The organism is Cylindrospermopsis sp. CR12 (genome assembly GCF_001432185.1).
Lineage (GTDB): Bacteria > Cyanobacteriota > Cyanobacteriia > Cyanobacteriales > Nostocaceae > Raphidiopsis > Raphidiopsis raciborskii.
Window position 1 is genome coordinate 1,254 of sequence record NZ_LMVE01000046.1, and the last position, 11,469, is coordinate 12,722.

Annotated in this window: 8 protein-coding genes; 4 read left to right on the forward strand and 4 right to left on the reverse strand. The window is 36.5% G+C overall.

The genetic code is table 11. From position 1 onward, the window contains the following. Nucleotides 1-115: 115 nt before the first annotated feature. The 3 genes from ASL19_RS16660 to ASL19_RS06275 all read right to left on the reverse strand — a co-directional run bounded on the left by ASL19_RS16660 (nucleotide 116) and on the right by ASL19_RS06275 (nucleotide 4,274). Complete coding sequence (locus tag ASL19_RS16660) at nucleotides 116-1,225, reverse strand: GUN4 domain-containing protein (protein WP_072149098.1); 1,110 nt, start codon at nucleotides 1,223-1,225, stop codon at nucleotides 116-118. A gap of 109 nt (nucleotides 1,226-1,334) precedes the next feature. Further along, nucleotides 1,335-2,897 (reverse strand): serine/threonine-protein kinase, encoded by a 1,563-nt coding sequence (locus tag ASL19_RS18530; RefSeq protein WP_235528941.1) that lies wholly within the window; start codon nucleotides 2,895-2,897, stop codon nucleotides 1,335-1,337. 279 nt (nucleotides 2,898-3,176) lie between these two features. Beyond that, entirely contained in the window at nucleotides 3,177-4,274 is a 1,098-nt protein-coding gene (locus ASL19_RS06275; RefSeq protein WP_057177681.1) for a GUN4 domain-containing protein, read from the reverse strand. A gap of 207 nt (nucleotides 4,275-4,481) precedes the next feature. Here ASL19_RS06275 and ASL19_RS06280 point away from each other — a divergent pair, with 207 nt between their 5' ends. Next, nucleotides 4,482-6,914: an ATP-binding cassette domain-containing protein gene (locus ASL19_RS06280; protein WP_057177682.1), complete on the forward strand. Its 2,433-nt coding sequence runs from the start codon at nucleotides 4,482-4,484 to the stop codon at nucleotides 6,912-6,914. 71 nt (nucleotides 6,915-6,985) lie between these two features. Here the strand turns inward: ASL19_RS06280 and ASL19_RS06285 are convergent, their stop codons facing one another. Next, complete coding sequence (locus ASL19_RS06285) at nucleotides 6,986-8,509, reverse strand: serine/threonine-protein kinase (RefSeq protein ID WP_057177683.1); 1,524 nt, start codon at nucleotides 8,507-8,509, stop codon at nucleotides 6,986-6,988. 166 nt (nucleotides 8,510-8,675) lie between these two features. Between ASL19_RS06285 and ASL19_RS06290 the strand changes: the two genes are divergently transcribed. The 3 genes from ASL19_RS06290 to ASL19_RS06300 form a co-directional block, all read left to right on the forward strand. Further along, nucleotides 8,676-9,221, forward strand: coding sequence for a COP23 domain-containing protein (locus ASL19_RS06290; protein ID WP_057177684.1), 546 nt, complete (start codon nucleotides 8,676-8,678; stop codon nucleotides 9,219-9,221). A gap of 405 nt (nucleotides 9,222-9,626) precedes the next feature. After that, nucleotides 9,627-10,388: a serine protease gene (locus tag ASL19_RS06295; RefSeq protein WP_161808578.1), complete on the forward strand. Its 762-nt coding sequence runs from the start codon at nucleotides 9,627-9,629 to the stop codon at nucleotides 10,386-10,388. A gap of 18 nt (nucleotides 10,389-10,406) precedes the next feature. Continuing rightward, the coding region (locus tag ASL19_RS06300) for a tetratricopeptide repeat-containing serine protease family protein (RefSeq protein ID WP_235528942.1) at nucleotides 10,407-11,469 on the forward strand (1,063 nt) is incomplete at its 3' end.

Genomic DNA, 11,469 nt, shown 5'->3' on the forward strand with positions numbered 1-11,469 from the left:
AATTGTTATACACCTAATCCAAAAAATAAATAGTGCCAGGTATCCGAAACCCTGGAACTAGCAAGGTTTCGTTAATTTCTTGTTATTTACAAAAGTTAACAATACTATCAAACCTTTATGGGTTACACTCTACATGTCTTGACAGGAGGGAAGTACCCCCGCCAGGGAAGTAAAACCTCTTCCCCCTAGACGCCGCGAAAGGGAGTTGACCCGTTGGTGCGGATAATGAAAAGTTTAAATCTTTGTATTCCAGCCATGAACCTTGTTTTCTCCATCCCACCCTGTCTCCGAAGGATATCCATACATTCACATCAAATTGTTTTGTTCCCCCCAGGTTTTTGTATATTTCTTGTTGGACAGATATACCAAATTTACCCTGACTATATTTTAACCACAGATTGTCAATGGTGCGCAATTCTTGACAGGGAAAATTTTCTGCATCTTCCACTCTTAACCAGCCCTGGCTTTGTCTGTTAGCTACTGCTAACATTACTCTGTCTATTTCTAAATCTGCTTCTCTAAAGTCTTGAGCTTTCAACAAGGTTTCTAATCTTGTGTACCTGCTCGGGGTGGGGGGTGGTGCATTTAAAAAGGTCTGAAGTGGAATTCCATATTCTTCCGGTGTACTATCGTAAATACTTATTGGAATGCTTTCTGTTTTTCCGTGAATACCAACTAGTTTGCCATCTTCATTTAGGATGGGACCTCCACTCATGGCAGGAAATGCTCCAATTCGGTAAACTAGGCTATATCCTCCTTTTCCTGGGGGATCTATCCGTGAAATTTCAGATCTTAGGAAGTTTAGTCCTTTGTCTGCAGGAAATCCACTGACATAAACTGCTTTACCGATGGTCATTTGCCTGGAGTTACCTTGCTTTACTATGTTGTATTTTTCAGTGCTATTAAACTGAAATGTGGCTAAATCAAGATTCTCTATTCTTCTAATATTGGTTACTTGATATTTTCTTCTATCTGGGGTGGTTACTTCATAGTTACCTGGGTTTTTAAATACATGGTTATTGGTTAGCACTGTGTAGGTGTTGCCACTTCTGCTTATGATAACTCCAGATCCTTTATCTGCTCCGGTGATGCGAACGGTTATCTGGGTGGCAATGGCTGCAATTTGGGCAGATGTAAGTGCAAGGGTGACCACCGGTTGTAATATGGTAATAACGGTGATGAGGATGCTAATAATAACTAGTTCGGTGAGTTTTTTGAGCTTCATCTCCTGCTGGTGGTTGGGTTTTTTTATTAGTATATCTCCTATCAACTTTTTCTTAAATATCAATGCGATCGCATGTAAGGATAGCACTAATATTTATAAGGGAAAGTTGTTATAGGTTTAATGTTCTACATTGGTTGATAGGGGGCAACAAGTTACCAGACCATCTGCCAAATCCTAGTTCACCTATAACAGGTAGGTGACCATTTGGTGCAGATAGGGAAAAGTTTAAGTTGGAGTGCTTGAGCCATTGGTTGTTGATTCGCCATCCTACTCTTTCTCCGAAAGATCTCCAAACATTTAAATCTAATTTCTTTGTGCCACCTAGGTTTTGGTATATATCTTGTTGTACTGAAATACCAAATTTTCCTTGGCTATATTTTAACCACAGATTGTCTATGGTGCGCAGTTCTTCACAAGGAAATTTTTCTGCATCTTCTGTTGTTAACCAATCTTCGTTTTTTCTGTTGGCTACTTCTAGCATTAGTTTGTTGGTTTCATCATCTGCTTCCCGGAAGTTCTGAGCTTTTAATAAGTTTTCTAATTTTGTATATCTAGCAGGTGTAGTTGATAGTTCACTTACTTCTGTTGTTATGCTTATTGGTTTTTCCCCCTCATTAAGTTCATTAAGTCTTTGTCCTATTATTGTTAGTATGACTAATATTGCTGTGAACCCTGCTATACCTAAAAATCCTTTGGTTCGATTTTGGAAGAGCCTTGTTTTTTGACCATTCTCTGAAGTTATTTCTGTTGATGAAGTTGTTTCTGTTGGTATTTCTGTCGGTGTTACCTCCTCTGAAGTTATTTCTGTTGATGAAGTTGTTTCTGTTGGTATTTCTGTGGGTGTTACCTCTGTTATTATCAGGTCCAGTCCCAAATTTTTTCTAAATTCTTCTATATTTTTAGTTCTTTGCTGTGGCTCTATGGCCATTGCAGTTATTATGGCATTATTCACTTTCTCGCTAATACTAGGGTTATAGCTTATTGGCTCTGGTAGTTCCTGTTCATTAATTTTGCGATTAAATGCTGAAACTGGTATTGTAGCTGTTAATAGGTAATATAAAGTTGCAGCTAAAGCATAGATATCTGTGTGGTGTCCAAAATTACCTTGTGTTTGATATTGTTCTATGGGACCATAACCATGTGTGAATAAGTTGGTCATATTTTGGGTCGCTATGATTCTTGCCAGTCCAAAGTCTATTAATACTGCTTGTTCACTATTATTTCTCAATAAAATATTATCCGGTTTTACATCTCTATGTAAGTAATTACTTTTATGTATGTATTGGAGAGCTTGAGCAATTTGGTCAATGTATGTTAGTGATAGTGTTTCAGTTAGCTTTCCATTTTTTTCAATGTATTTGGATACTGAAATGCCATCTATGTATTCCATTAATACGCCGAAAAGTTCCTTTTCTTGAATGATTTCATAGACTTTGACTATGTGGGGATGGCTAAAACCCTTGAGGGTTAATGCTTCATTGATGAATTTAACTTGTTGTTCTTGAAAGTCATCCCGGTTTTGCATGGTAGCATTTAGGGTTTTAAGGGCATAGATTTGTCCTTTTTTGTCTTTTACCTTATAGGTAATGCCAAATCCTCCTGTTCCTAGAACTTCTTGTATGCTAAATCTACTATTAGCGATTGATTCTCCCGGTTGCCAAATGATCAACATCTTTTATCTGTTTGTCTCTGGTGGATGATTTATAATTTACACCAAATTTACTGGATCACTCTTGCAGCTAGTAGGCCATCCCTTTCACTTATACAGTGCGATCGCATGGCGATGGAGGAGGGATACTTTTAAGGATAATTAAATCTTGTGGTGTTTTAAACAAGACACGTTGTGGGTTGGGTTGAGATTATAGGGGGTGCCAGGTATCCGAAACCCTGGAAGTAGCAAGGTTTCGTCGATTTTCTGTAATTTACAAAAGTTAACAATATTATGAAACCTTTATAGGTTACACTCTACATGTCTTGACAGGAGGGAAACCACCACGTAACTTACTAGAAACTCCCACGAGATGACCGGTGTCGGGAGATGACCTTTTGGTGCAGATAGTGTAAAGTTTAAGCTGTTGTAATTGAGCCATTCTTCTCCATATTTCCATCCAACCCTGTAACTGAAGGATTCCATAACCTTATCATCATATTGTTGTGTGCCACCTAGGTTTTTGTATATTTCTTGTTGGACAGAAATGCCAAATTTACCCTGGCTATATTTTAACCATAGATTGTCAATGGTTCGCAGTTCTTGACAAGGAAATTTTTTTGCGTCTTCTACTGTTAAATAACCCTGGTTTTGTTTGTTAGCTACTGCTAACATTACTCTGTCTGTTTCTAAATCTGCTTCTCTAAAGTTTTGAGCTTTTAATAAAGTTTCTAATTTATCATAACGTTTAGAGACATTTAGATAAGTATGAAGTGGAATTCCATATTCTTCAGATGTACTATCATGGGGAGGAACGAGAATATAGTCTGTTTTTCCATGAATACCAACTAGTTTGCCATTTTCATCTAGGATGGGACCTCCACTCATGCCAGGAAATGCTCCAATTCGGTAAACTAGGCTATATCCTCCTTTTTCTGGGGGATCTATCCGTGAAATTTCAGCTCTTAGGAAGTTTAGTCCTTTGTCTGCGGGAAATCCACTAACGTAAATGTCTCGACCTCTGGTTATTTTGGTGGAATCCCCTAGTTCTACTACTCTATATCTCCGATTACTGTTAAACTCAAGTGTTGCTAAGTCAAGACTTGAGCCTACTCTACTAATTTTGTTTAATTGATGGGTGACACCGTCTGGGGTGATTATTTCAAATCTACCTTTCTCTTGAAAGGTATGAAAGTTGGTTAACACGGTATAAGTGTTATTGTCCTGCTTGATAATAACACCAGATCCGTTTCTAGTGCCAGTAATGCGAACGGTTACCTGGGTGGCAATGGCATCGATTTCTTGACGAGTAAGTGCAAGGGTAATAAGTGGTTGTAGAATGGTGATGCAAGTAACTAGAATTCCAATAATAAGGAGTTGGGTGAGTTTTTTGGGTTTCATCTCCTGGTGCGGGGGTTGGTGTTTTGTTATCAGTATAGCTATTGTTTACCCGTTTATTGAATTTTCTCGGTTTACTTGGTTTTATCTGGCTTTTTTGGCTCTTTTTCTCTATTTTCCAATTAGAAGATTTTTCACCCTCCTTGGTGTAGTATTTATAATACTGAAATTATTGACCACTTGTTTACCTATAATCTTTAAAAACTCATTATGTCACAGCAAACATCTTCGGATAATGGTACAGTTACAGCTGATCCTTATATTGAATTAAAGAGTCAGGGGAAGACTTTAAAATTTATCTTAGATAAAGATAGCCACACATTAGGAAGAGAAGGAGGAGATTTGCGAGTTCCTGATCATAACGAGTGGAGAATAATTTCTCGCATTCAAGCTGTATTGCGAAAAGAAGGGGAAAATTATCGGATCTATGATGGTGATGGTCAAACGCGGAGTACCAATGGGATTTTTGTGAATCATTCTCTAATTCCTTTGTCAGAGGGGTTTTTATTAACTCATGGTTCTAAATTACAAATTTCCCAAAATTCTAATCGGTTTGTGGAAATCAGGTATTTTAATTACGCTCAATCTAATCTAGTAGTTACTCCTACTCAATCCCGAATTTATATTAAGAATAAATCTATTCTTATTGGTAGAGATTCACAAGCTAATCTGGTACTAAACTCACCTATTGTATCTCGCTTTCATGCTACTATTGATATTGAAAAAGATAGATATGTTATTTGTGATAATAGCAAGAATGGTACTTTTGTGAATGAAACACAGGTTAGGGACAAATATGTTTTAAGTGAAAATGATAAAATTCGTATAGGTCCTTACATTCTAGTTTTTCGTCAAGAATATTTAGATTTTGTTGATGAAGGAACTCACATTAGATTAGATGTGAAAAATCTAGTTTTAAAAAATAAGGGAACACTGATAATAGAGGAATTATCTTTTCCTATTGTACCTGGACAATTGGTAGCTTTAGTGGGAGGAAGTGGAGCGGGTAAATCGACGCTGATGCGAATTCTTTTAGGAGTTGAAAAACCCACAAAAGGTGGAGTTTACATAAATGGCGAAAGGTTAGAAGATAATTTTAATTTATACCGCAACCAAATTGGTTATGTTCCTCAAGATGATATTATTCATTTAAACTTAAGTGTGATTGAAGTGCTAAATTATGCAGCTAAATTACGATTACCAGAGGATGTAAATTTAAGAGAGATAGTAGAAAATGCCCTAGAAGCAGTGGAAATGACTTCATTTCGTGATAAATTAATTAATAAACTTAGTGGAGGACAGAGAAAAAGAGTTAGTATGGCTGTAGAATTATTAGCAGACCCTAAATTGTTTTTCTTGGATGAACCTACTTCGGGATTAGACCCAGGTTTGGATAAGAAAATGATGCAGTTGTTGCAAAATTTAGCTCATAAGGGAGACAGAACTATTATTGTGGTAACTCATGCAACGGCTAATATAACTGCTTGTGATAGGATAGTATTTTTAGGAAAAGAGAAAGACATAGAAAAAGGAAAAGAGAAAGACACAGGGGGTAAGTTATGTTATTTTGGTACTCCTGAAGATGCTTTGCATTTTTTTGATGTTGAGGATTTTTCAGATATTTATAATAAGTTGGAAAAAAAAGATGATGTTATAGATTATGTTGAAAGGTTTAAAAAATCTACTTACTATGAGAAATATATTACTCAAATGATGTTGTCTGAGAACGAGCAACAAAATAAAAACGAACAACAAAATAAAAAGGGGAAACCACAACGGAAAAAGATTGGTTTTTGGCAGCAGTTACCTCTATTAGCTCAGCGTTGTTATCAGTTAACTTTGCGTGACCGTGTTAATTTATCCTTATCTCTCTTGACAGCACCAGTGGCGATTATATTAGTTGCCATAGCATCTAGTAGTAAAAATCCTTTTTTATTAGATGGGTCGGATCCTTCTTTGGCTTCTATAGCGTTGCGTGTTTTGTTTGTATTTACTTGTGCTGGATTATGGGTGGGATTTTCTAGTTCATTGCAAGAAATAGTGAAGGAGTCAGCAATATATTTGAGGGAAAGATTGGTGAATCTGGGATTATTTGCTTATTTAGGTTCTAAGGTAGTTACTTTGATAGGATTGGCTGCTGTGCAAGCTTTATTAGTTACGCTTGTTATTTTATTCGGTTTTAAAGCTCCTACAGAAAGTTTATTGATTCCTTGGGGTATAGGATTATGGGTAAATGGTTTTATGACTCTGTTCAGCAGTTTTTGTTTAGGATTATTGGTTTCTGCACTGGTAAAAAATAGTAGTCAGGCTAATGGTGCTTTACCTCTGTTGATATTACCACAAACTATTTTTGCAGGTGTATTATTTGAAATGAATGGTGCTTTAAGTAAGTTTTTCTCTTGGTTGACTATTAGTAGATGGTCAATAGGGGGTTATGGAGCGATTTTAGATATAAATGCACTGATTCCTAAACCGGTTAAACTACCAGATGGGAGTGAGATTCCACTGGCTTTTCCTCCGAGTCGTGTTTATGAACCAAGTTGGGAGAATTTGTGTTTGAATTGGGGGGTGTTGTTGTTACATGGTGTTGTATATTTGATACTGACTTTTTGGATACAAAAGCGAAAGGATATTTTTAGTTGAGTAATGTAGGTTCGGTTTTGTTCTTTATGGCGAATCAATCACTACGGGCGATCGCAAAGCACTCCCTTTTCTTATTTTTCATCTTCAATGTTAAATGATTCGAACATTGCTTGTGCTACTGGTAAATACTTTTCGTATTCCTCTTTTGTTCCTTCGTAATTAATGTGATATCCTTTACCATTTTTGACAGTTCCTTTTTCTAATACCTGGGTTTCACATTGGTTTTCTTTCTTGGAGTAACTTAGTTCGTAAGCATTTTTTTGCGAAAGTGAGGTGCTAGTTTGTGTCTCATCTTTGATTATTGCCTGAGGATTATACTTTTTTATTTCTTCTTCTACAGATTGCTTATATTCTTGTACAGACAAAACTCTTTTTAAATCCTGTATATTAATTGTTATTTTTGTTGAGTTGCAAGATTTAGAAACTTTTTTAGGAGTAAATTCTGCTAAATTCCCAAGTATATTCTCATCATCAGAGGACCTTATTATATTCCAATTATCAGGATATCCTATTTTAATATTATCTTTCGAGAACTCTTTGTTTAGCTTTACCTTTTCCTCTCCTCCATTGAGTAAATTTTCAATGTATTTTCCTGTCACTGGAATCACAGCAAAAACTCCTAACACTGCAATTACACTTAAACTCAAACTCACTAAAACAGCAGTAACAATATTTCTTTTATTTTTTGCAACTACAACTGTATCTGGCGCTTTTGTCCCCTTTATTGGCCGTATAGGCGGATTTAGCGGAGTACGAATACCTGTGGACTGGATAGCTCTTAGTGCTTCCTCGGCTGATTTATACCGTTGCTTATGGTCTCTCATCACCATTTTGTCGATGATATCAGCTAATTCTCTGCTCACATTTGGGGCGTATCTGTGCCATTCTATTCTGTCTGGTTGATAAATACCTGGTGGATTATTATTTTGTGCTTGATTCCCAGATGGGAAAATTTCTGATTTATAGTTTTCTCCTGTGAGTGATTGAATAGCAATTATACCTACTGCATAAATATCACTACTTTTGTAGCATTTACCTTGATATTGCTCAATAGGGGAATAACTTTCGCTTGTCAAGTTGGTTCCAGGTCCTTGATCTGCTTCTTTTACTCCACCAAAATCAATCAAGACTATTTTGTCATCTGTTTCACGTCTGCGAATATTAGATGGTTTAAGATCTCGATGAATTAGGTCTTTACTGTGTAAAAAGCTCAATACTTCTAATATATCTTCTATTAGCCTAATTACATATTTTTCATTGTTGATACCTTTATTTATTTCTTCGATTAAGTCATGTCCTTTTATATACTCTTGTGCTAAATAGTAATCATTATCTTTGGTAAAGTATTCAAAAAAGCGAGGTATTTGGTTGTGTTCTATTTTTTTAAGTTTCTCAGCTTCTCTATTAAATTGTTCTAGACCTTTTTCCCAAGTACTCTCTTTTTTAGGTTGAAATTTTTTAATAATACACTCTTCTTTTGTCCGTATATTTTCAGCTCTATATGTTACCCCAAAACTTCCTTGACTGAGATTACCTAAAATTTTGTATTCGTTATGCTCACTAGCAATTATGTCACCGTGATTAAATGTGTTCATTATTATACTCACAACAAATGTTTATTTTATTTTAAGTCACTTATAGTATAAAACACAGCTATGCTATTGAAAAATTTTAAAATGAGGTGATATGCTTGACCTGTGAGAGATTAATTGTGGTGTAAAAATTGCTGAAAGAACACAAAAAATGAGGTAAAAGAGTATTATGCAGCTAAAGCTATTCAGTAAAATCATCCCAGTAGCGATTGTAGGGGCCCTTGCGTCAATTGTTCCAGCAGAACAAAGCAATGCGGGAACAAACAGGTTTTTTTGTACTGAAGAAAACAATCAGCCAGTTACCAAGGTTCGTCGTCCCAGAGGTAATGAAACCTTTATTATATGGAGTCGACATTTTAAAGACTATTCTGCCAGTAGACGTTGTCAAATTGTGACTAATCAATTACAGCGTTTTTACGAAAATGGTGACTTATTTTTTAAAACTGGTAGTGTTAGACAGTATCCTGTGATTTGTATTAGCAATCAAAAGAACACAGCGTGTTCCAGTGAAAATGTGTTAGTTACTTTGCCAATGGGTACAAATGTAGGTAAAACCTTGACACAGTTTTTAGATTGGGGTAGAACGGTAAGAGGTAGAAGACCTATTTATTTGAGTGAAGGTTGTTATAGCAGTCGAGATGCTCAAGGAGACATTGTATGGGACATCAAAAAACTAGTGGATGGGGTTTGTGAAGTTCCTTCCAGTGCAGAATGATCTTTAAATGGAAGAAGGTAAGTTCCACAAGAAAATCGCCGAAAGGCACGGAAGCCACTTGGCTTTAGACAGGAAGTGCCAACGGCGAATTTATTCGCCTTGATATTTAACCGTGATGCGGATCTTCAATATTCCAGTGTTGTCTTTATGTTATTTTGTGGCTGCTATTGACAAGTAAGTCTTATCTGAGGCTATACTTTCGAAATCAATTTAAAGTAGCGGTGATGCTAAGAATTAATTTTAGCAGAATCAGTAGAGGGTGTTTAAGCCAGCCTCAGAAGGTTCGTTTATGGACTCTTCAGAAATCTCCGTGTCTTTAGAACGGAGAAGCTTAATTATTATTTTGAGTGTAAAGTAATGGTTTGGTATCGAAATAGAGGACTGAGTTATTTCCTAGGAATGCTAATGGTCTCGGTTGTTGGTGTTGGTTTAACAGTGTTAACAAGGGCTAGTATTACTAGTGACTGTGCGAGTCCTCTATGTTTGATGGTGAGGCTTAACTCAAAAGAAAAAAGTAGTAAGCAGATAGAACAAATAGCAAGAGAGATAACAGTAAGAATTAGTAGTGGTGGGTCAAAACAGGAGTTTATTGGCTCTGGGACAATTATTAGAGACAATAGTGCAAAAGGTTATAAGTATAGGGTGATTACTAATAGTCATGTATTGAGAGGGGGAGATGGACCATATAACATTCACACTGGGGATGGCAAGGTTTATAGGGCTAAGGTGTCTTTATTCCATCCTAAATTTGAGGATGATGATATTGCTATATTAAGATTTGATGGGGGAAGTAGGGTATATAAAGGAGGTAAAATAAACAGGGGTAAATTAGGTGTAGAACAAAAGGTCTTTGTCGGTGGATTTATTTCCGAGAAGGAAGGAATATATAATTTTAAGTTTACATCGGGAAAGATATCATTGGTATTAGACAAACCTCTGGTAGGTGGATATGAAATTGCTTATACAAATACTGTAGAAAGAGGGATGAGTGGTGCGCCACTGTTAAACATATATGGAGAAGTAGTAGGAATAAATGGATTAAGTGGAGATCCGCTGTGGAAAACCCATGATTTATATCAAGATGGAAAGAACCTGGAACCTGAGTTGGAGAAAATTGTACTTAGTTCTAGCATGGCGGTTAGGATGAGGGGACAATGGGGTAAATAAGTTTCATGGATTAGGGAGATGAGAATAACAAAAAGTGCATTGACAGCGGGGGTTTTAGCTGGGGTACTAGGGGTTTTTCCACCAATGATTACATTGGCCCTCACATCGGAGCAAGTAGCTTTTATAGCGGAAAAATTTACGGTTCGTATCAGTGGTGCTGCGCCTGGATCTGGTGTAATTATTAATAAAAATGGTAACACTTATACGGTATTAACTAACTTTCATATATTTGATAGAGGTCGTACTTTAAGGGATGGTGCATATAGAGTTACCACAGCAGATGGAAAAACCTATCCCATGATTAATATTGTAAGGATACCAGATCTTGATTTAGCGAGATTTAATTTTAGGAGTAATCAGGAATACCGAGTAGTAAAAATAGGTAATTCAGACAAAATTGTGAGGGGTAAAAGAATTTATGTAAATGGGTTCCCAGAGCAACAGGAGGTGAACTTTTTACCAGGACAGGTTAATAGAATATTGGCTAAACCAAGAAGGCAAGGATATGTATTAGTGTACCGGATTGGTGCTTTTACTGGAATGAGTGGGTCACCAATATTAGATGAGGATGGGAATTTAGTAGGTATTCATGGGTTAACAGAGGATGTTGATGTAGAAGGAGGAGGTACAACTCCTGAAGAATACGGAATTCCTATTAATGCTTATAAAAGTTCGTCTGTTTACTCTAATAATGCTGAGTTTTACTTTAATAGAGCCTATAATTTATCTGAGTCAGGAGATAAACAGGGTGCGATTGTTGATTACACCCAAGCTATCCAGATTAATCCTAATTATGCTGAAGCCTACAACAACAGGGGAATAGCCCGCAGTGACTTAGGAGATAAACAGGGTGCTATTGTTGATTACAATCAAGCTATCCAGATTAATCCTAATTATGCTCATGCTTACTACAACAGGGGAGTAGCCCGCAGTTACTTAGGAGATAAACAGGGTGCGATTGTTGATTACAATCAAGCTATCCAGATTAATCCTAATGATGCTGATGCCTACAACAACAGGGGAAATGCCCGCAGTTACTTAGGAGATAAACAGGGTGCGATTGTTGATTTCAATCAAGCTA

Excerpts from the sequence above, each read along its gene's own strand:
- ASL19_RS16660 (WP_072149098.1), bottom strand. The coding sequence starts at position 1,225 with ATGAAGCTCAAAAAACTCACCGAACTAGTTATTATTAGCATCCTCATC.
- ASL19_RS06290 (WP_057177684.1), top strand. The coding sequence starts at position 8,676 with ATGCAGCTAAAGCTATTCAGTAAAATCATCCCAGTAGCGATTGTAGGG.
- ASL19_RS18530 (WP_235528941.1), bottom strand. The coding sequence starts at position 2,897 with ATGTTGATCATTTGGCAACCGGGAGAATCAATCGCTAATAGTAGATTT.
- ASL19_RS06295 (WP_161808578.1), top strand. The coding sequence starts at position 9,627 with ATGGTCTCGGTTGTTGGTGTTGGTTTAACAGTGTTAACAAGGGCTAGT.
- ASL19_RS06275 (WP_057177681.1), bottom strand. The coding sequence starts at position 4,274 with ATGAAACCCAAAAAACTCACCCAACTCCTTATTATTGGAATTCTAGTT.
- ASL19_RS06280 (WP_057177682.1), top strand. The coding sequence starts at position 4,482 with ATGTCACAGCAAACATCTTCGGATAATGGTACAGTTACAGCTGATCCT.
- ASL19_RS06285 (WP_057177683.1), bottom strand. The coding sequence starts at position 8,509 with ATGAACACATTTAATCACGGTGACATAATTGCTAGTGAGCATAACGAA.